Raw genomic sequence first — 20,704 nt, 5'->3', positions numbered from 1 at the left:
ACCTTATTGTCCTAAACTATTTATAAGTAATATAGCACTTTCAAAATTTGATTAAAATCAAAAAAAGCTATTAATCTGATAAGTTTTCCCGTTGATTGTGTAGGTTTACCCAATTTTTGCAAATAACTTTATATTTATTAATAGGTAATCTTTTATTGTCACTTGCAATTTAAGTAATATTTTGATGATCTTAAACTAAACAATTTATTTTTATTCATCTTTTTATTAGTTGAACACTGATTTACTGTTGAATGAAGAGTACTTTTCTCATCATTGATTATCAGTAGGTTTATTGGTATTTTTAGGTATAATTGATATCATCAATAAATCCAGTGTTGAACTAGATAAAACAATTGTAAAGGTCAAATATGAGTAATCAATTAACATGGAATGATGTTATTGGCTCTGAAAAAGAGAAGCCCTATTTTCAACATATAATGCAGTTTGTGGCAACGCAGCGTGCACAAGGTAAAATTATTTACCCACCCCAGCACGATGTATTTAATGCTTTTCGCTTTACTGCATTTAGTGATATTAAAGTAGTGATCCTAGGGCAGGATCCTTATCATGGCCCAAATCAAGCTCATGGCTTATCCTTTTCTGTATTACCCGGAATCAAACCGCCTCCCTCGTTATTAAATATCTATAAAGAGTTAGCAACTGATATTGAAGGATTCACGATACCTAATCATGGCTATTTAGGCTATTGGGCTACTCAAGGTGTCTTATTACTCAATAACGTATTAACGGTTGAAGCAGGTCAAGCTCACTCTCATGCCAAAATAGGTTGGGAAACCTTTACTGATCATGTTATTGAAGCGATCGATAAGCATTTACAAGGTGTCGTGTTTTTACTTTGGGGCTCTCCGGCGCAAAAAAAAGGTCAATTTATCGATCGTCAAAAACACCATGTGTTAACGGCGGTACACCCATCACCATTATCGGCTCATCGTGGATTTTTTGGTTGTAAACACTTTTCAAAAGCCAATAATTTTATTTTACAGCATGGTAAAACGCCTATCGATTGGCAACCACGATTACCGGAAAAAAGTTAATGAGTAGTAATAAGAAACGCCGTCCAGGTTTACAGGAAATTGCTAATTTAGTTGGGATCAGCAAAATGACAGTAAGTCGCTTTTTGCGAGATCCTAAGCTTGTATCTGAATCACTTCAATTACAAATATCATCAGCTATTGATAAGCTCGGGTATATTCCTAACAAAGCTCCTGATATGTTATCAAATGCCAAAAGTCATGCTATTGGAGTTGTATTTCCCTCGTTAACTAACCAAGTTTTTGCTGATATTTTAAAAGGTATTGAGATGGTTTCCGATGTGCAAGGTTATCAAACCATGATCACTCACACCGGATATAACGCTGATAAAGAAGAGTTACGAGTCCGTTCTTTGCTGTCTTATAATATTGATGGATTAATTTTGACTGAAAGGATACATAATCCAGCTACCTTAAAGATGATTGAAATTTCAGGTGTCCCAGTAGTGGAAATTATGGACAGCGTGTCGCCTTGCATTGATATGGCGGTTGGATTTGATAATTTTACGGCTACAAAAAATATGATTCATCGCATGATAAATAAAGGACGACGTCACATTGTCTATTTTAGTGCAAGACAAGATCAACGTAGTATCATTCGGCAACAAGGATATGAAAAAGCCATGCAAGAGGCAGGATTAATGCCTAAAACATTAGCCACTAAAGAAGCCTCATCTTATGATTTAGGGGCGAGATTTTTACATCAGATATTAAAGGAATATCCATGTGTTGATGGTATTTTTAGTACCAATGATGATTTGGCTTTAGGTGTATTACTTGAATGTCAGCGTATTGGTATTGAAATACCTAAACAAATAGCGATTGTTGGTTTTCATGGCCATAAAATTGGCCAGTATATGAATCCTAAATTAGCTTCCATTCATACGCCAAGAATTGAAATGGGAAAAATTGCTACGGAATTACTCTTGAAACGTATAAATGGTGAAAATATTGCTAAAAAGGTCATCGATTTACCTGTTGAATATCTTGATGGTGAAAGTTTGTAATTAATTTTAAAATATTTTCTAAAATTTATATCATTATCACATTATTGGTTAGGTTGGGATGGATTTCAGGTTTTCATGATTTGATATCTATGCTAAAATCGCCTCTCAGTGGTTATTTACACCTACTAATTAGATCATCAAAGAATAACACTGAGGCCCCCATGAAAATTGTTGAAGTAAAACACCCTCTAGTTCGCCATAAAATTGGCTTAATGCGTGAACACGATATTAGCACAAAAGATTTCCGAAACCTTGCCAGTGAAGTTGGTAGTTTATTAACTTATGAAGCAACCGCTAACTTACCAACAGAAACCGTAACCATTGAAGGTTGGTGTGGCCCTGTGCAAGTAGAACGTATTAAAGGTAAAAAAATTACTGTTGTTCCTATTCTACGTGCTGGTTTAGGTATGATGGATGGCGTATTAGAACACATACCTAGTGCAAGAATCAGTGTTGTTGGTTTTTATCGTAACGAAGAAACACTTGAACCGGTTCCTTATTTCCAAAAACTCACTTCAGATATCGAAGAACGAATGGCGTTAGTTGTTGATCCAATGCTAGCAACCGGTGGTTCAATGGTGGCAACTATTGATCTACTTAAGAAAGCAGGCTGTAAAAATATCAAAGTGTTAGTTTTAGTTGCTGCGCCAGAAGGTATCAAAGTATTAGAACAAGCTCATCCTGATGTTGAACTTTATACGGCATCAATTGATGAACGTCTAAATGATAAAGGCTATATTTTACCTGGGCTAGGTGATGCCGGAGACAAAATATTTGGTACTAAATAAAATCTCAATTTTTAGACCGGTTTATCCGGTTTTTTTATGTCTGCTATTTAATAATTAATTTGCTATTAGCAAAAAGAAGTTTAAGAAGAGAGGAAAACGTGGTTAAAATCAATAATGATGAAATTAAAAAGGATACTTCACCATTAAAACCAGCCTGGCAAGATATTTTTACTGGTGCTCAAATGCTGTTTGTCGCTTTTGGTGCTTTAGTCTTAGTGCCACTGTTAACTGGTTTAAATCCAAATGTAGCATTATTTACAGCCGGTGTTGGTACATTGTTATTTCAACTTGCAACCAAAAATAAAGTACCGGTGTTTCTAGCTTCTTCTTTTGCTTTTATTGCACCAATTTCTTTTGGCGTAACTAAATGGGGAATACCGGCAACTTTAGGTGGATTGGTTGCTGCTGGTTTGGTATTTATGTTTTTTGCATTTCTGGTCAAAATTAATGGTAATAAAGTTATCGATCGGATTTTACCACCGGTGGTGACTGGGCCAATTATTATGGTGATTGGTTTATCATTAGCTCCCGTTGCAGTTAATATGGCTATGGGTAAAGATAGTGGACTTCAAGCCGAAAATTATCAACTTATCATTATTTCCATGGCTTCTTTGTTAACGACTTTAATTGTTGCTATCTGGGCAAAAGGCTTTTTTAGATTGGTTCCGATTATTGCCGGTATTGTGGTTGGATATGCACTTTCATGTGCTTTTGGTATTGTCAATTTTCAACCAGTTATTGATGCCCCATGGTTTAAAGTGCCTGATTTCACATTTCCTGAGTTTCAGTGGCAAGCTATTTTATATATGATACCTATTGTGATTGCTCCAACTATTGAGCATGTGGGGGATATTATGGCAATTGGTGCTGTAACAGGTAAAGATTATACTCGTGAACCTGGTTTACAGCGGACATTGTTGGGTGATGGATTGGCTACTACAACAGCAGGATTTTTTGGTGGGCCACCATGTATTACTTATGCTGAAGTTATTGGTGCGGTAACATTAACCCGCAATTTTAAAACTCAGGTAATGACTTGGGCGGCGTTATGGGCAATCTTAATGTCTTTCATTGGTAAAATAGGGGCATTTTTAAGCTCAATTCCAACTGTCGTAATGGGTGGAATCATGGTGCTGTTATTTGGTTCAATTGCTTCGGTTGGTATTAATATTTTAGTTAAACATAAAGTTGATCTTTCTGTATCACGGAATATGTGTATCGTCTCGTTAGTACTAGTATTTGGTATTGGTGGCATGATCTTCGATTTTGGTTCTTATGCATTACAAGGTATTAGTTTATGTGGGATTTTAGCCATTGTGTTAAATTTAATCTTACCGCAACAAACTAAAACCAATAACTAAGATAAACATTCTCGCCGTTAATCATAAAATCGATTAACGGCTAATCATATTTCCTTTTTTTACTACTCTATAAGATCTCTACGTTTTACTTAATAAATAATTATTTTAGTCAGCAAGTACTAACTTTTATAAAAAATATTAAGAGTACATTGATCAAATTCTAATTTTAAGCGTTAGGATTAACTTAATAACTATTATTTTTGCATAATAAAATAGATTTGATTTACCGTATGTTGTTTACAAACGTAAGTGAGTAATAACTTCCAAATAGTAAAGCTATTTTAAAAAAATTGAGGAAAGGGGTTTTTGAAATATAAAAAACTCACTTATTTCTCAATAAGTGAGTTTGGTTTAATAGTAAGTAACAACCGTTATTTAATTGGACGCATTGTTGGGAATAAAATGACATCACGAATAGTATGACTATTGGTAAATAACATTACAGTTCTGTCAATACCGATCCCTAGGCCTGCAGTTGGTGGTAAACCATGTTCTAATGCAGTAATGTAATCTTCATCATAGAACATTGCTTCGTCATCACCAGCATCTTTTTGTGATACTTGATCGGCAAAACGTTGCGCCTGATCTTCTGCATCATTAAGTTCTGAGAAACCATTACCAATTTCTCGTCCACCGATGAAAAATTCAAAGCGGTCAGTGACAAATGGGTTTTCATCATTACGACGAGCCAGTGGTGATACTTCAGCTGGATATTCGGTGATAAAAGTTGGTTGTATTAAGTTAGCTTCAGCAACTTCTTCGAAAATTTCAGTTACAACTCGACCTAATCCCCAGCCTTTTTCTACTTTGATTCCCACATCTTTGGCAATCGCACATGCTTTATCAAAATCATCTAAATCGGCATTATTCGTTTCTGGGCGATAATGACAAATTGCTTCACGCATCGTCATTTTGATAAATGGTTTTCCAAAATCAAAAGAATGTTCGCCATACTGTACAACTGCATCACCCGTTACTGCGATAGCTAAACGGCGGAATAATGCTTCGGTTAATACAATCAGGTCTTTATAATCGGCATAAGCCATATACATTTCCATCATTGTAAATTCTGGATTATGTCGTGGTGATACCCCTTCATTACGGAAGTTACGATTGATTTCAAATACTCGTTCAAATCCACCAACAACTAAACGTTTTAAGTAAAGTTCTGGCGCAATCCGTAAATACATATCTAGATCAAGCGCATTGTGATGAGTGATAAATGGTTTAGCTGATGCCCCACCAGGGATAACTTGCATCATTGGTGTTTCGACTTCCATAAAGTGGTTTTCAAGCATAAAGTTGCGAATTTCAGTTACCACTTTTGAGCGAGCAATAAAGGTATCGCGTGATTGTTGATTAGTAATTAAATCAAGATAACGTTGACGATAACGCATTTCTTGATCGGCTAAGCCATGGAACTTATCTGGTAATGGACGTAGTGCTTTTGTTAATAAGCGAATTTCTTGACAATGAATTGAAAGCTCACCTGTTTTGGTTTTGAATAAATAACCTTTAGCACCAACAATATCACCAAGATCCCATTTTTTAAACTGTTCGTTATAGTAATTTTCTGGTAGATCATCACGAGTGACATAAAGTTGGATTTGTCCAGTTACATCTTGTAGTGATACAAATGATGCTTTTCCCATAATACGGCGCATCATCATGCGACCAGCAACAGTAACGATAATTTTATTTTCGATTAGCTCTTCGTTAGTTTTATCATCATACAATTTATGAAGTTCGCTTGAGATTGCGTCACGACGAAAATCGTTTGGGAAAGCAATACCTTGTTCGCGAATTGCAGCTAGCTTTTCACGACGTATTGTAAGCTCGTTGTTTAACTCTTCAATATGGTTTTGTTGCTCTTGCTGTGTTGACATAATATTACCTTTTATTTATCACCAAACAGGGTTATAAACCTGCTTTTAAGCTTTCTTCAATAAATTGATCTAAATCACCGTCTAAAACGGCTTGAGTATTACGGGTTTCGACGCCGGTACGTAAATCTTTAATTCTTGAGTCGTCAAGTACATATGAACGGATTTGACTACCCCAACCAATATCGGATTTATTTTCTTCCATTTGCTGTTTTTCGGCATTCTTTTTCTGCATTTCCAGCTCATAAAGTTTCGCTTTGAGCTGCTTCATCGCTTGATCTTTATTACTATGTTGAGAGCGATTGTTTTGACATTGAGTCACAATCCCTGTTGGCACATGGGTAATACGAACAGCAGATTCAGTTTTATTAACATGCTGACCACCGGCACCAGATGCGCGATAAACATCAATACGTAGATCGGCAGGGTTGATATCAATATCAATATTATCATCAATTTCTGGATAGACAAATACTGATGCAAATGATGTATGACGTCGGTTACCTGAATCAAATGGACTTTTACGAACTAAGCGATGAACGCCAGTTTCGGTACGTAACCAACCATAAGCATAATCACCAGATACCTTAATGGTGGCCGATTTTATGCCGGCTACATCACCATCTGATACTTCCATCACTTCGGTACTAAAGCCTTTTGATTCAGCCCAACGGAGATACATTCTAAGTAGCATTTCCGCCCAATCTTGTGCTTCAGTGCCACCAGATCCAGATTGGATATCTAAATAACAATCAGCACTATCATAATCACCTGAGAACATTCGACGGAACTCTAGACCAGCTAGTTTTTTTTCTAATTGTTCTAATTCTAGACTTGCTTCATCGAAAGTATCTTGATCTTCAGCTTCAACAGCAAGTTCAAGCAAGCCTTCAACATCATCAAGTCCTTGATCTAATGAATTAATGGTATTGATGATCTCTTCAAGCATTACTCGTTCTTTACCTAATGCTTGTGCTTTTTCTGGATCAGCCCAAACTTCCGATTGTTCTAATTCAGCATTGACTTCCTCAAGACGTTCTTTCTTGAGATCGTAGTCAAAGATACCCCCGAATCACATCTGTTCGCTCGGTTAATTCGGCTATTTTCGATTTGATAGGATTAATTTCAAACATATTATGCTGTTTTGTTGATTTTTAAGTTTTTGAAATAATCTTACATTGTAACGGATTTAAGTATAACTTAGCAAATACCAATTTACTTACATCATGGATAACAATGTAAATGAATAATAAATAAAAAATGACGCATATTGCGTCATTTTTATAATGTGATATTTTTAAATGAGCTTATTTTTTCGCTTCTGCGTATAATTCAGCTACTTTATCCCAGTTAATAACATTCCAAAATGCACCGATGTAATCAGCACGGCGGTTTTGATATTTTAAATAATAAGCGTGTTCCCAAACGTCAAGCGCTAAAATTGGTGTGCCAGAAACGCCTGAGAATTTTTCACCCATAACTGGGGAATCTTGATTAGCAGTTGAAACCACTTCTAGCTTATCATTTTTCAATACTAACCATGCCCAACCAGAACCAAAACGAGTTGCCGCAGCAGCTGAGAATTTTTCTTTAAACGCATCAACTGAACCAAAATCTTTTTCAATAGCAGCTTTAAGTTCACCTTTAAGTTCAGTTCCAACTTTTAATAATTCCCAGAATAGGGTATGGTTAACATGACCACCAACATTATTTTTAACACCAGTAACTTTGTCTGCAGGTACTTTGTCTAGATTTTTTAGTAATGTTTCAGGGCAAAAGTCTTTAACTTCGGTAGGTAACGATTCCAATAATGCATTAGCATTATTTACATAAGTTTGATGATGTTTATCATGATGAAGATGCATTGTTTCAGTATCGATATAAGGCTCTAAAGCATCATAAGCATAAGGTAAAGGGGGTAATGTATAAGCCATGAAATTGCTCCTTTCATTTATTAAGTATTTTTAACTTATTTATACCATCGAGTATACGGTCTATCTATATATCCCACAAACTATTGTTTAGATAGCTTATGACTATCTAATTTAATATCATTGCTGTATGATTTTTATACTTCGTTTGGTTGTGTTAAATAAGGTGTATACATCATAATTGCATGATTTTCACTAATGAGTTTTTCCTCTATTTGATTATCGAGCAAATGGGTTTTTCGTTGCCATATCTTATTGTGTCTAGTGTATCCGCCCCACCATTGTTGTTCAATAACGTGATCGGTTTCGAATATTTCATAGTGATAAGATAACGGTGTATTGGCAAGTAGTTCACCATGTAAATATTCATCATCTAACCAAAGATTAAGTCGGTAGGTTGTATTGGTTTTATTGAGTAATTGTAAATCGATATAGTTATAAGCAAGTGTTGCACCACAAGCAAATGGAATAGTACGATTAACATCCGGAAAAACATCAAAACTATGACGCCACCGTTCAATAATGGTTAAATCTGAATGTAATACCATCCAGTAAATCAAATTGCCAAGTTGGCATAAACCACCACCGATATCTTTGCCGACTTGGCCATTATGTAATGAGAGACCTTCTAAAAAGCCGCGTTTCTTAGATGGCCGACCAACTTTTTGCCAAATTGAAAATCGTTGATTGGGCTTAATTATCGAACCGTCGAGCTGTTCAATTGCTAAGCGCAGGTTAGTGATTTTGTTATATTGCAAATACATATCAACATCTTTCAGCTGTCTTAACAATACCGATTGATGTTTTTTATGAGAATAGCAGCAAGTATTATTATTCTTATCAATTACGCTATAGGCGTGACGGTTGCGCCACCAATCTAGTTTACGTTTTAGAATAAAATACTCCTTACCTAATTTTAATCTTAAATTACTGCGTTTTTTAGGTTTATCTACAATAGTCTTTTGCATACAACAACAGCCCTAACCACTGAATTGCTTATTTTGCTATAGTTGATAAATAATTAATGCTTAATTTATCTAGAAAGCCAAACAGTTTTTGATTCATTTCAGAATAATCATGCGAACGAAGTTGATTAGGTGTATCAACAAAACGATATTTTGCCGCTTGATTAAGATCACTTTCAGAGTGAGCAATTAGCTGTTCAACAACTTCTGGAGTTAACTCCATATGGCATTGAAAACCATATACTAAAGGACCATAAGCAATGATTTGCCGTGGGCAGCCTTCACTATAAGCAATAATTTGTGCTGCTTGGGTTAAACCAGGCATGTCATTGTGCCAATGGCCGACAGCTAAACTATTGCCAAAATCAGTAAATAAAGGATTATTTTTACCCATTTCAGTTAAGGTAATAGGGAACTTACCGATTTCCTTTTCCGGGCTATGTCCATGTGGGGCACCTAATGCTTCACCAATTAATTGTGAACCAAGACAGACACCGATAACGATTTTATTTGAATTGATAGCTGATAATATTACAGCTTGTTCAGCTAGTGAGTCAAAATGCGTGCACTCTTGTTTGGTTGTTGCTGGTGATTGTGGGCCACCCATAATAATCAACATATCAATATTATCGACATTGTTGGGGAGAGATTCACCAAGATAAACACGAGAATAACTAATGGTATAATGATGTTCTTTAGCCCATTGCTCATAAGCTCCAGGAGCTTCGAAATCTTCATGAATAATAAAATGCAAATGCATTGGTAAATCTCCTTTAACCTAACTATTATCGTTCAGAGTACTCAATTGCTATTAGATATGAATATGGAAAATTAAGCGCAATAATTATTATGAATCTTTTATTAAGAAAGACAATAGCAAAGATATTAGTAGGCGATGAACGAATGAGTTATAGAACAGAGAATAATAGGCATAAAAAAATCTGCTTGAGCAGATTTCAACTTTCGGAAAGTTGGCTCCTCCAACAGGACTTGAACCTGTGACATACGGATTAACAGTCCGCCGTTCTACCGACTGAACTATGGAGGAACCGAAATGTAGCGCGCATATTATAGATTTAATGACGCTATGTCAATAGCTAAATTGTTTAAAATGCGTTTTTTGTACCAGATTATCTCGATTATTATGCTTCAAGTATTTGGATTGTCTTGAATAATGTCTTTTGTCTGAGGAGTTGTTGTGGATGTGATCCTAGTTCTCCTTCAGGGATCGTTTGATTTAATGCTTGATAATATTTGATCCAATAAGGCAGAATTTGGCCTGTGGCTAAATCGCTAAAGTTCATAGGATAACGTTGAAAATAATCTTCACCAGATGGGTACTTGAAGGCATAAGTAATCAGTTCACTACAGTAAAACCCTTTATCATCTTCGCGAAAACTATGGTTATAAGGCAACCCTAGACAGGTTTGTACTCGCATTAATGCGTTTTTAATGACGGAATCATCATAAATGGTTGCGACTAAATTATATTGAGCGCTAGCTAAAAAGTTGTTAAGGGGCTGTTGGATTACCCCATGTTTTTGAGTGGCTTCAATGACGATATTATTGCCAATATATAAACCAACATGGCTTATCTGATTGATTATCTCATCCGAGCTAAGCTGTGAACCAGAATGCGTAATCGCTTTATTAAATTCGCTTTCTTCATGCTGGGATTGAAAAATAATATCGCCAGATTGCATTGTTATTGATGTTTTTTCGCGTGATGACGCCATAATGAAAACATGACACAAGTTGCGATGATAAATTTAAGTGCATCAACACCAACAAAAGGTAAATAACCTACTTGTATCGCTTCGCTAAGGGAAATATGTAAATACCCCATTAAATAGACCACACCAAAGACAAATAATAATTGGTGAGCACAAGCAAAGGCAACTAAGCCTAACAGAAAACGACGATCGTAACCTTTTTCTGCTGCATATCCAGCTAAATAAGCACTAAATACATAACCATATAAATAACCAGCAGAAGGAGATGCAAGCGCCATAATGCCACCGCTACCATTGGCGAATAGTGGTAATCCTAATGCACCTAAAAATAGGTATTGAAGAATTGCTAGAGCACCTAATTTACGCCCCAAACAAGCTCCGATCAGAAGCACGCCTAATGATTGTAGACTGAATGGTACCGGATAGGTTGGAATACTGATATTTGCGGCAACACCTAGCAGCAATGCGGCACAAGTTACTGCGCACAACTTACGTTGCCAAGAGGATAAGTTAAACAGTGTATTAATATAAGTTGGATAGTACGATGTTAATTGTTGTTTCATTATTTTCTACCATTAAAAGCTAAATAGTAGTGCCATAATAATACAAAAACAAAGTATGTAAACTATTTTTTTATAAAATAGTTTACATTTGTTGGGGGAATTTTGTTTTAAACTAAATTTGTTTTAAACTAAAAAAGGATTTGTCATTCGTTCATTACCAAAGCTCGACATCGGACCATGGCCGGGAACAAAGATAAAATCATCACCAAGCGGAAATAGTTTATTTGTGATAGAGGAAATTAAATCAGTATGATTTCCTCGAGGAAAGTCGGTTCGCCCAATACTGCTTTTGAATAATACGTCACCAACAAAAGCAATTTTATCTTTAGCATTAATAAATACGATATGACCGGGAGTGTGGCCGGGACAGAATAGAATATCTAAAGTGATATTGCCGACTTTCACTTGTTCACCTTCCTTTAACCAACGGTCGGGTAAAAAGCTGTCAATATATGGAAACCCGAATTGCATGCATTGTTGTGGTAAGTTTGACAATAAAAATTCATCTTCTTGGCTAGGACCAAGGATCTCAACATTATAATGTTTCGCTAATTCAATCGCTGCGCCAACATGATCTAAATGGCCATGAGTTAGGAGTATTTGTTTGATGTTAACACCAAGCTTTTCAACCGCTTTTTTAAGTAGTTCTGCTTCGCCACCCGGATCGATAAATGCGGCTTCCTTTGTTTCATCACACCAAATAATGCTACAGTTTTCCTGAAAATGGGTAACTGGAATGATTTGATACTGAAACATAGTGTTTTCTCCTTGTTGCTTAGTGCCGAGACGTTAAATTTTGCCCATCTTCTTTGTTTAATTGCGCAAAGATTATGCTTGATAGCATAGTTACGATGCCTAGTATAACAAAGGTTAATTGAAATGCGTGAATAGTAGTTGTTGAATTGCTGAATAATCTTACTAATACCGCACCAAAACCAGTACCAAAGCTAATGGCTAATTGCTGATTAACCGCCATTAAACTATTACCACTGCTGGTGCTTTCACCTTGTAAATTAGCTAATGTTATACTATTCATTGAGGTAAATTGCATTGAATTGATTCCGCCAATGCAAAATAACAAAATGCCTAATATTACTAATGGTGTCGCTAAGTTTATTAATGACATTAAAAGAATCAAAATTCCAGCTAAGATGGTATTAGCAACCAATACAAAACGGTAACCTAAACGAGCAAGAATCCGCGTAATAAAAAATCTGGTACAAATTGAAGCAATAGCCATGGGGACTAACATCATGCCAGCAAAAATTGCTGAATAACCAAAGCCAACTTGTAGAAATAGTGGAATAAGGAAAGGTACTCCAGAAATGCCCAATCGACAGACTAAATTACCGATAATACCAATTTTAAACGTCCGGATATTAAATAATGATAGTGGAAATAGTGGCCCAGATTTTTTTTGCGCATAGGTTCGATAAATAAATAAAAAAATCAGACTGATGATGGCAAGCGTTATTGGTAAATAATATTGTTGACCTTGATTTAAACATTCGACACTAAGGGTGGCACTGATAAAAGTAATAACGATAAAAAGAAAACCAAAGAAATCAAAAGGCATATGTTTGCCTTTAATGTTAGGCATATACTTTAAGCTAATAAATACCCCTAAAATCCCAATTGGCAAGTTAATCAAAAATACCCAATGCCAACTCACCATATCGACTAGATAACCGCCTAAAACTGGCCCTAGTACTGGTCCGATTAATCCTGGAATTGTTGCGGTATTTAATGCCGCTAAAAACTCGTTACGTTTAAATGCTTTAATCAAAACTAAGCGAGAAACCGGTACCATCATTGAACCACCAATACCTTGGATTACCCTAGATATATCTAAGAATATTAGGGAATTGGATAAAGCACACAGTAGTGATCCTAATGTAAAAAGCGATACGGCCATAACGAAGATGTTTTTAGTACCAAATTTATCAGATAAATAGCCACTTACCGGGATAAACAGCGCCAAAGTTAACGCATAACAGATTACCGCTGATTGCATATTTAATGGCGATTCATTGAGATCTTTAGCCATAGTTGGCAAAGCAGTATTTAGAATTGAGGTATCGAGTGATTGCATAAAAAAAGCAAATGCAGCAATCCAAGGTAATATACGATAGACAAAAGGTGGTAACTGTAGTTCGCTATTCATTTGTTCAGCCTAAAATTGATTGATATGCTGGAAGCAGAGGAGTTTTATTAACCCTAAGATTATACTCTCTTACTCATCGGGTATGATTGAGTAAGAGAGCTAATGAATGCTATTTTACAATATGCTCTGTTAATTGCTGGATTTTTTCTTATTTTTAACGGGTTTTCCTTGCCAATAACCAGCCAATAGTGAGCCAGAAATATTGTGCCAAACAGAAAAGACCGCAGCAGGTAGTGCCGATAATGCTGAAAAGTAGGTTGTACCTAATGTTGCAGCTAATGCTGAGTTTTGCATGCCTACTTCTAAAGACATAGTTCGACAAGTGGACTCGTCAAAACCAAATAAACGACCGCCCCAATAGCCACCTAGTAAACCAACACCATTATGAATAATAACGGCAAAGATAACGGTTATACCTACTTGAGTAATGAGAGCATGGCTACCGGCAACAACAATACAAATAATTAATAAAATGCAAAGCATCGATAACAGTGGCAAAAAGCGTTCAGATTTTTTTACCACAGGATTTAAAAAGTGGTGGACAATTAAACCTAAAATAATAGGGACGAGCACAATTTGGACAATATGTACCAACATATCCCAAACCGGAACTTCAACGGTAGTACCAACTAACAATAATGTCAGTAATGGGGTGACTACAACGCCAACCAGTGTTGATACCGATGAAATAGTAACTGATAATGCTACATCACCTTTAGCTAGATAAATCATTACATTAGAGGCGGTACCACTAGCAACGCTCCCTACAAGAACCATGCCGACTAATAGCTCTGGCCGCATAGTGAATAATTTAGATAAGATTAACGCAGTCACTGGCATTACAATATAATGCAGTAAAGTACAAATTATGACTGCTTTTGGTTTGGTGACGACGCGTTTAAAATCATCAATACTTAACGTTACCCCCATGGTAAACATGACAAACATTAATAATTGTGATGTATGTGGTCGCACAGGTAGAAAGGTATCAGGTGAAAAATAGGCAGCTATTGCACAAAGAATTGCCCATAATGGAAATAATCGAGTTAATGAAATAATGGATTGTACAAAAAGTTGACTATAGCGCTGCGACATAAAATATCACCTTTTGTTGATAAATCATTAATAATTAAATGGTTATCTTTTGAACGGATTTGTAATTTCCATTCTATTAATTCTACTAAATAGCGTCAAGGTATTTGTTAAGATGGTGTTAATTATTTGTGAAGGCGGTTCTGTTCGCAATTGACTAAGAATATTAAAGATATCGACAATGTTTTCGGGACGATTTATTTGTCCTTGGCGACCGCTTAACGGCATATCAGGTGCATCAGTTTCCAACACTAAACTTTCCAGCGGTATTTTTGCAATGGTTTGGCGAGTTTTATTGGCTCTGGTATAACTTATTACCCCACCAACACCAATATAATAGCCTAATTTAATAAATTGCAATGCCTGTTGATAACTACCTGAAAAGCCATGGATCACCCCTCGACATGGCAAATTAGCTTGATGTAATTCATGATAGATAATGTCGTGTGTTTTGCGTGAATGGATTAAAACGGGTAGATCATAGCGCTTGGCTAATACTAATTGAGCTCGAAAAAAATCTAGTTGCTGTTGCCAATCAACAGATTGGTCATAAAGGTCTAAGCCAATTTCACCAATGGCAACTAATTTTGTTGGGTGAGTACTAACTATATCTGATAGTTGTTCAAGATCAGCCTGAGAGTGTTGATAGATAGGGTGTAAACCGAGTGCTGCATAAAGTTCACTATATTGCTCAGTGAGTTGTAATATTTGACTAAAATGTGTTGCTGATACAGCAGGAATAATTAAGCTATTAATTTTAGCTTGGCGAATATTATTGATTGAATTTTCGAGATCGGTAACAAAAGCAGGAAAATTGAAATGGCAATGCGTATCGATAAACATAGTGCCTCCTATTCTTCGACTTGATGTAATAATATCGGCAATAAATATCGCTGAGCAAACTGTATTATTTGTTCAATTAGATTATCGGTTAATTCGGGATAAAGCCTTGCGTAATAACTATCACATTCTGCGGTAAGAAATTGGCCACCTTGCCAAGTGGTTAATAATTTGCTTATTGCTTTTTCACTAGGTTCAATTTGTCCTGTTTTTGGATTATATGCAGCAAGTAACCAGCTCCATGCGCTTTGTAATGGCATTAATAGTGGTTGGTTGACACCTTTTATAAAACCTTCAACGAGATCCGTTAATAGGGTTAACGCTTGTGGGGCATCAATGTGTAAAAATCGCCATTGGTTGTCTTCTCGGCCATATAAGCGACTTTGGCTGTCGGTTTTATCCCAATTCAAAATACAGTAAATTAAGTGGTCGATCCATAATGACATACCATCACGAATTGAGAGTTTAGCTGGGCGCCAAGTTAAAATACCATCTGCTTGAATATGGGTTAGCCAACCTTGTAATTGATAATGTTGTTCATCTATCGAAATGGTTAAATTTACCTCTAAGGTTGATGGATTGGTTCTCTCTTCAATGATTTTATTGGCTAAAGGTTGCAGTGCTTCACATAGTTCATCATAAATAATCTCACCAAAGGCACCATCTGGTAATTCACCTGTTAGCTTAAGTCGTTGGTAAAAGTTATCACAACCTTGCGAGTCTTTAGCAATCATTTCATTTAAAATTTGTAGATTAAGTTGATAGCGTTTTAAGTTATCTAGGCTAAAGTTTTCAGCATCGGGCAAGGTGTCATCTAAATAATTGACGTAAAAATTAAAGCGTTTTTGTAAGAAAAACCGAATAGAGTGTTGATAAAAACGTTTTAATTCATCTAGATTAATATTATCCACAATGACTTTGCTAATACCGCTGATAAATGATTGGTTTTCTCCCGCTTTTAATGCGGCAGGTAACCATTCATCAGCATAACTTTTAGGTTCATTTAAGAAATTTTGTGGATTAAATGGTGTGCGAGTATGCAACGTTCTTAAATTATCAATTAAAGGCGTGTTTTTATCTGAATCTTTATCAGTAGCATCATGATAATACTGCACAATATAATCCCAAAGCTCATCGACTAATACTGACGGATAACGTTCGCTATCATCTTTCATATCTCGACCGATATAACTGATATAGAGTTGATCTTGTGCAGATAAAATAGCTTCTAAAAACAGATAACGGTCATCAATACGTCGACTACGATCACCTCGACGAGGGTTTTGAGCAATTAAGTCAAAATCTAAAGGTAAAGATGTTCTTGGATAATCACCATCATTCATACCTAACAAGCAAACCAATTTAAACGGAATCGAGCGCATAGGCATCATGGTACAAAAGTTTATTTTACCAACTAAGAATCGATGGGCTAAATGATTTTGTTCCAAGCGTGATTGCATTGCATCATGTAAAATAGTTATCGAGATGTTGTCGGTAAAATTGGCATTTAAACCACTGCTGATCAGCTTTTGCCACTCTTCTTGGATCATTAGCAAAATTGACTCGCGCGAAGTATCGCTAACAAAAAAGTCATTGATAAGCTCAATACAGCAACTTTGCCATTCTGATAACGGTTTGTCTTCACTTAAAATAGTTAGCCATTTGCGTACCGATTTTATAAATTCTGCTAACTGACCGATTAATTCAGCATCTAAGCCGGTAGCACCATCATAAGCTAATATCTGTTGCCAACCACCTTGTTCGCTATTCATGGTATAACCAAGTAATAATCGTTCAAGACCAAAGAGCCAGCTGTGAGCATTTTCTAGACCAAAACGAATGCCTGATTCAATAATCCAAGTATGTAATAAAGTTAGTTGTGACTCACTTATGGCAAACTTTTCAGCAATGGCTGGAATTTCAAGTAGATTAAATAACTCTTCAGCGGTAAAGCGGCTTTCGGTAAAGTTTAATATAGCAAAAAATCCTTGCACCATTGGATCAATGTTACGCGCTTTTTGATCGGAAATTGTGAATGGTAAATAGCGTTGTCCTTCAGCGTTACCGAATACTGACCGAATATAGGGTACATATTTATCAATATCTGAAACCATGATAATACAATCACGTAATTCGAGTGTTGGATCGGCATCAAATGCAGATAATAGATAATCATAAAGTACTTCGACCTCGCGCTGTTCACTATGGCAAGCGTGGAAGGTTACGGATCTATCTGTTTTCTTTATCGGCGCTTTTACATCACTGGTTTGATAAAGTTCTAAAATATCTTGCTGAATTGAATCTAATAAACATTTTCGCTCATGATCGACAAAAATATCAATGTCTTGTTTATTATTGAATTCCTGCAATAAAAATAGGTTATCTCGTCCTAATTTACCCCAAGATGTTAATAATGGGTTAGGAATATTATTAGGTGTATTTTGGATCTCTGATAGCTGTTTTTCTACAATATCGCCCCAGTACCATTTGCAAGGATTGTTAAACATTAAATGGACATCAATGTGTTGACCAAGTGCTGATAATAATGACAAATAAATTGGCGGTAGTGAGGTAATACCAAAAATATAGACTCGTTTCGGTAATGATTTTAATCTTGTGCGATCGAAATCATTATCTAACAAAATGTCCAACATTTGCTGATAGATATTGGCACGGTGATAAGGTTGACTAATTGCAATTAGTTGCCGCCATAATTCAGATTGCCAGATTTCATCTGGATGATGATTTAGTTCAGTTACCGTTTGCTTGCTTTCCCATTTGGCTAACCAGTCAGGGCGATAAACTAAATATTGGTCAAATAATTGTGCGATTCGAGTCGCTAATTGATACTGTTTTCGTTCTTCTTTATCAATATTAAGATAATGTTTAATGGTATCAAATTCAGGTCGCTCGATTATTTTTGGTAATAGATAATACAAACGCCAAGTCATTGATTCGATATTATAACTATTTTCCAGAGGTGAATTAGGTAACAGAGTTTGGTATAACTGCCAAATAAATTGGCTTGGAAAGAGAAAATCAACATTAGCAACAATCCCTAGATCATTGGCTAATTCAATTTGTAACCATTGTGCCATACCTTGGCTTTGCACCATAACCATATCAGGCATAAAAACCTGTTCTAGCGGATCTCTGCGCATTAATTCGCTAACGAGTGATTTTAGTAAATCGACTTGATTTGAATGATAAATGGTGAACATAGTTACATTAATATTAATAGAATTAATCAGATTATCGCTGATTGCTATTAATAAATCTAGCCATGTTTAAATAGTAACTTTTTATAACTAAATAACTATATAAAATACCAATGGTTTATAAAAATTTTGAGGAAAGGGGTTTTTTAGAGGTAAAAATTGTGTCTTTTAGATAGTGATAGTTCAAATAGTCGTTCAGCAAATAATAAAAAAGGCTACAATTTATTAATTTGTAGCCTTTTATTGCCTAGTTTAGTGATCAATAATCCTTATTGACCTAAACGACGAGTTAATTCTATAACTCGTATTTTTGCTAAGGCTTTTGAAAGTTCAGCAGATGCTTGAGCAAAAGACATATCATCGCTAGGGTGATTAATGTGTTCTTGCGCTTGTCTTACTGCTTCTTGAGCCCTTGCTTCATCCAAGTCTTCACCACGAATGGCGGTGTCAGCTAAGATTGTTACCATGGTTGGTTGTACTTCTAAAATACCGCCAGATAGATAAATAAACTCTTCTTCACCATCGGCTTTAACAATCCCGACCATTCCCGGCTTAATGGTTGTCAGTAACGGAGTGTGACCAGGATAAATCCCAAGTTCACCTTCTCGTCCTGTGACTCTGATTCGCTGAACATCACCTGAAAAAAGGTGAGATTCAGCACTAACAACTTCTAATTGATAGGAAGTTAGTGCCATAATGCTCTCTCCGTTCTATAAATCTCTTAGAGAGATTTCGCTTTCTCAATCGCTTCGTCGATTGAACCAACCATATAAAATGCCTGTTCAGGAATATGATCATAATCACCGTTCATAATACCTTTAAAGGCACTGATGGTGTCTTTTAATGGTACGTATTTACCTGGTGAACCAGTGAACACTTCTGCAACGAAGAATGGTTGAGATAAGAAACGTTGAATCTTACGTGCACGAGCAACAGTTAATTTATCATCTTCTGATAATTCATCCATACCAAGAATCGCAATGATATCTTTCAATTCTTGATAACGTTGAAGAATTGACTGTACGCCACGAGCACAATCGTAATGTTCTTGCCCAACAACAAGTGGATCTAACTGACGACTGGTTGAGTCAAGTGGGTCAACCGCTGGATAGATACCTAATGATGCGATTTGACGACTTAATACGATTGTTGCATCCAAGTGAGCAAAGGTTGTTGCTGGCGATGGGTCAGTTAAGTCATCGGCAGGTACATATACTGCTTGGATTGAGGTAATTGACCCAGTTTTTGTTGAGGTGATACGTTCTTGTAATAACCCCATTTCTTCTGCTAATGTCGGTTGGTAACCTACCGCAGATGGCATACGACCTAATAGTGCAGATACTTCGGTACCGGCTAAGGTATAACGGTAAATATTATCGATAAATAATAGTACGTCTTTACCTTCATCACGGAATTTTTCTGCCATGGTTAAACCAGTTAACGCTACGCGTAAACGGTTTCCTGGTGGCTCATTCATCTGACCATAAACCAATGATACTTTATCAAGTACGTTTGATTCTTTCATTTCATGATAGAAGTCGTTACCTTCACGAGTACGTTCACCTACACCAGTAAATACTGAGTAGCCTGAGTGCTCGATCGCGATGTTACGAATTAATTCCATCATGTTTACGGTTTTACCAACACCAGCACCACCAAATAGACCGACTTTACCACCTTTGGCAAATGGACAAATTAAGTCGATAACTTTGATACCAGTTTCAAGTAATTCTGTTGAGTTAGCCAACTCTTCGTATGTTGGTGCTGCACGGTGAATCGCCCAACGCTCTTCTTCACCAATTGGACCCGCTTTATCAACAGGATCACCAAGTACGTTCATAATACGGCCAAGTGTTTTTGTTCCCACAGGAACTTCAATGCCGTGACCTGTATTTACTACTTTAAGTCCACGTCTTAAACCATCAGATGAGCCCATTGCGATACAACATACAACGCCACCACCTAATTGTTGCTGAACTTCCAGAACTAATTTATCAGTGCCAGTTTCCACTTCTAATGCATCATATACCTTTGGTACTGCATCTTCTGGGAATTCGACATCAACCACCGCACCGATGATCTGGACAATCTTTCCAGTAGCCATTTT

Annotated in this window: 18 protein-coding genes and 1 tRNA gene; 4 read left to right on the top strand and 15 right to left on the bottom strand. The window is 36.2% G+C overall.

The window, feature by feature from the left end:
* The first annotated feature begins 368 nt into the window (after positions 1-368).
* The 4 genes from ung (at position 369) to H3U96_RS06405 (ending at position 4,208) form a co-directional block, all read left to right on the top strand.
* Positions 369-1,055: a uracil-DNA glycosylase gene (gene ung, locus H3U96_RS06420; RefSeq protein WP_065577924.1), complete on the top strand. Its 687-nt coding sequence runs from the start codon at positions 369-371 to the stop codon at positions 1,053-1,055.
* Positions 1,055-2,059 (top strand): gluconate operon transcriptional repressor GntR, encoded by a 1,005-nt coding sequence (gntR, locus tag H3U96_RS06415; protein WP_065577923.1) that lies wholly within the window; start codon positions 1,055-1,057, stop codon positions 2,057-2,059. The genes ung and gntR overlap by 1 nt, the downstream gene beginning before the upstream one ends.
* Positions 2,060-2,220: 161 nt before the next feature.
* Entirely contained in the window at positions 2,221-2,847 is a 627-nt protein-coding gene (upp, locus tag H3U96_RS06410; protein ID WP_034902911.1) for a uracil phosphoribosyltransferase, read from the top strand.
* A gap of 107 nt (positions 2,848-2,954) precedes the next feature.
* Positions 2,955-4,208 carry a uracil-xanthine permease family protein gene (locus H3U96_RS06405; RefSeq protein WP_370545635.1) on the top strand — a complete coding sequence of 418 codons (1,254 nt, stop codon included), beginning with the start codon at positions 2,955-2,957 and terminating at the stop codon, positions 4,206-4,208.
* A 371-nt stretch (positions 4,209-4,579) separates the two neighbouring features.
* Here the strand turns inward: H3U96_RS06405 and lysS are convergent, their stop codons facing one another.
* The 15 genes from lysS to atpD form a co-directional block, all read right to left on the bottom strand.
* Positions 4,580-6,094, bottom strand: coding sequence for a lysine--tRNA ligase (lysS, locus tag H3U96_RS06400; RefSeq protein ID WP_034902917.1), 1,515 nt, complete (start codon positions 6,092-6,094; stop codon positions 4,580-4,582).
* A gap of 31 nt (positions 6,095-6,125) precedes the next feature.
* Positions 6,126-7,224, bottom strand: a protein-coding gene (gene prfB, locus H3U96_RS06395) for a peptide chain release factor 2 (protein ID WP_108720836.1) whose coding sequence is annotated in 2 segments (ribosomal slippage) — positions 6,126-7,148 and positions 7,150-7,224 — 1,098 coding nt in all. Because the reading frame shifts where the segments join, the coding sequence is not laid out codon by codon here.
* A gap of 174 nt (positions 7,225-7,398) precedes the next feature.
* Positions 7,399-8,025 carry a Fe-Mn family superoxide dismutase gene (locus tag H3U96_RS06390; RefSeq protein ID WP_034902923.1) on the bottom strand — a complete coding sequence of 209 codons (627 nt, stop codon included), beginning with the start codon at positions 8,023-8,025 and terminating at the stop codon, positions 7,399-7,401.
* 134 nt (positions 8,026-8,159) lie between these two features.
* A complete protein-coding gene (locus tag H3U96_RS06385; protein ID WP_034902926.1) occupies positions 8,160-8,990 on the bottom strand; it encodes a VanW family protein in 831 nt (276 codons plus the stop codon).
* Between the two features lie 28 nt (positions 8,991-9,018).
* Positions 9,019-9,747 carry a type 1 glutamine amidotransferase gene (locus H3U96_RS06380; RefSeq protein WP_034902929.1) on the bottom strand — a complete coding sequence of 243 codons (729 nt, stop codon included), beginning with the start codon at positions 9,745-9,747 and terminating at the stop codon, positions 9,019-9,021.
* Between the two features lie 212 nt (positions 9,748-9,959).
* Positions 9,960-10,035: transfer RNA gene (locus H3U96_RS06375), tRNA-Asn, on the bottom strand.
* Between the two features lie 94 nt (positions 10,036-10,129).
* Positions 10,130-10,723 (bottom strand): YiiX/YebB-like N1pC/P60 family cysteine hydrolase, encoded by a 594-nt coding sequence (locus H3U96_RS06370; protein WP_081298803.1) that lies wholly within the window; start codon positions 10,721-10,723, stop codon positions 10,130-10,132.
* The gene (locus H3U96_RS06365) at positions 10,693-11,283 is read right to left on the bottom strand and encodes a biotin transporter BioY (RefSeq protein ID WP_034901530.1); all 591 of its coding nucleotides are present in this window, start codon (positions 11,281-11,283) and stop codon (positions 10,693-10,695) included. Before H3U96_RS06365 ends, H3U96_RS06370 begins: the two co-directional genes overlap by 31 nt.
* Positions 11,284-11,406: 123 nt before the next feature.
* On the bottom strand, positions 11,407-12,039 hold the full coding sequence (locus H3U96_RS06360; RefSeq protein ID WP_034901529.1) for an MBL fold metallo-hydrolase: 633 nt from the start codon (positions 12,037-12,039) through the stop codon (positions 11,407-11,409).
* A 19-nt stretch (positions 12,040-12,058) separates the two neighbouring features.
* Entirely contained in the window at positions 12,059-13,447 is a 1,389-nt protein-coding gene (locus H3U96_RS06355; RefSeq protein WP_110452945.1) for an MFS transporter, read from the bottom strand.
* Between the two features lie 129 nt (positions 13,448-13,576).
* Positions 13,577-14,542, bottom strand: coding sequence for a bile acid:sodium symporter family protein (locus H3U96_RS06350; protein WP_198195980.1), 966 nt, complete (start codon positions 14,540-14,542; stop codon positions 13,577-13,579).
* A 42-nt stretch (positions 14,543-14,584) separates the two neighbouring features.
* Entirely contained in the window at positions 14,585-15,382 is a 798-nt protein-coding gene (locus H3U96_RS06345) for a TatD family hydrolase (RefSeq protein ID WP_198195978.1), read from the bottom strand.
* 8 nt (positions 15,383-15,390) lie between these two features.
* Positions 15,391-18,600 (bottom strand): exodeoxyribonuclease V subunit gamma, encoded by a 3,210-nt coding sequence (gene recC, locus H3U96_RS06340; protein ID WP_198195976.1) that lies wholly within the window; start codon positions 18,598-18,600, stop codon positions 15,391-15,393.
* Positions 18,601-18,866: 266 nt separating this feature from the next.
* Complete coding sequence (locus tag H3U96_RS06335) at positions 18,867-19,292, bottom strand: F0F1 ATP synthase subunit epsilon (RefSeq protein WP_034901523.1); 426 nt, start codon at positions 19,290-19,292, stop codon at positions 18,867-18,869.
* Between the two features lie 26 nt (positions 19,293-19,318).
* Entirely contained in the window at positions 19,319-20,701 is a 1,383-nt protein-coding gene (gene atpD, locus H3U96_RS06330) for a F0F1 ATP synthase subunit beta (protein WP_034901521.1), read from the bottom strand.
* Positions 20,702-20,704 lie beyond the last annotated feature (3 nt).

The sequence above is a fragment of the Gilliamella sp. M0364 genome, assembly GCF_016100565.1.
In the GTDB taxonomy this organism is placed as follows: Bacteria; Pseudomonadota; Gammaproteobacteria; order Enterobacterales; family Orbaceae; genus Gilliamella; species Gilliamella apis.
The sequence above is the reverse complement of the archived record's forward strand: the minus strand, read 5'-3'. Positions and strand labels throughout refer to the sequence as shown.

What these genes read in the sequence shown, in the direction of transcription:
- atpD (WP_034901521.1), bottom strand. Translation starts at nt 20,701, where the DNA reads ATGGCTACTGGAAAGATTGTCCAGATCATCGGTGCGGTGGTTGATGTC.
- H3U96_RS06390 (WP_034902923.1), bottom strand. Translation starts at nt 8,025, where the DNA reads ATGGCTTATACATTACCCCCTTTACCTTATGCTTATGATGCTTTAGAG.
- lysS (WP_034902917.1), bottom strand. Translation starts at nt 6,094, where the DNA reads ATGTCAACACAGCAAGAGCAACAAAACCATATTGAAGAGTTAAACAAC.
- H3U96_RS06385 (WP_034902926.1), bottom strand. Translation starts at nt 8,990, where the DNA reads ATGCAAAAGACTATTGTAGATAAACCTAAAAAACGCAGTAATTTAAGA.
- H3U96_RS06335 (WP_034901523.1), bottom strand. Translation starts at nt 19,292, where the DNA reads ATGGCACTAACTTCCTATCAATTAGAAGTTGTTAGTGCTGAATCTCAC.
- H3U96_RS06350 (WP_198195980.1), bottom strand. Translation starts at nt 14,542, where the DNA reads ATGTCGCAGCGCTATAGTCAACTTTTTGTACAATCCATTATTTCATTA.
- upp (WP_034902911.1), top strand. Translation starts at nt 2,221, where the DNA reads ATGAAAATTGTTGAAGTAAAACACCCTCTAGTTCGCCATAAAATTGGC.
- H3U96_RS06355 (WP_110452945.1), bottom strand. Translation starts at nt 13,447, where the DNA reads ATGAATAGCGAACTACAGTTACCACCTTTTGTCTATCGTATATTACCT.
- recC (WP_198195976.1), bottom strand. Translation starts at nt 18,600, where the DNA reads ATGTTCACCATTTATCATTCAAATCAAGTCGATTTACTAAAATCACTC.
- H3U96_RS06380 (WP_034902929.1), bottom strand. Translation starts at nt 9,747, where the DNA reads ATGCATTTGCATTTTATTATTCATGAAGATTTCGAAGCTCCTGGAGCT.
- H3U96_RS06365 (WP_034901530.1), bottom strand. Translation starts at nt 11,283, where the DNA reads ATGAAACAACAATTAACATCGTACTATCCAACTTATATTAATACACTG.
- ung (WP_065577924.1), top strand. Translation starts at nt 369, where the DNA reads ATGAGTAATCAATTAACATGGAATGATGTTATTGGCTCTGAAAAAGAG.
- gntR (WP_065577923.1), top strand. Translation starts at nt 1,055, where the DNA reads ATGAGTAGTAATAAGAAACGCCGTCCAGGTTTACAGGAAATTGCTAAT.
- H3U96_RS06360 (WP_034901529.1), bottom strand. Translation starts at nt 12,039, where the DNA reads ATGTTTCAGTATCAAATCATTCCAGTTACCCATTTTCAGGAAAACTGT.
- H3U96_RS06345 (WP_198195978.1), bottom strand. Translation starts at nt 15,382, where the DNA reads ATGTTTATCGATACGCATTGCCATTTCAATTTTCCTGCTTTTGTTACC.
- H3U96_RS06370 (WP_081298803.1), bottom strand. Translation starts at nt 10,723, where the DNA reads ATGGCGTCATCACGCGAAAAAACATCAATAACAATGCAATCTGGCGAT.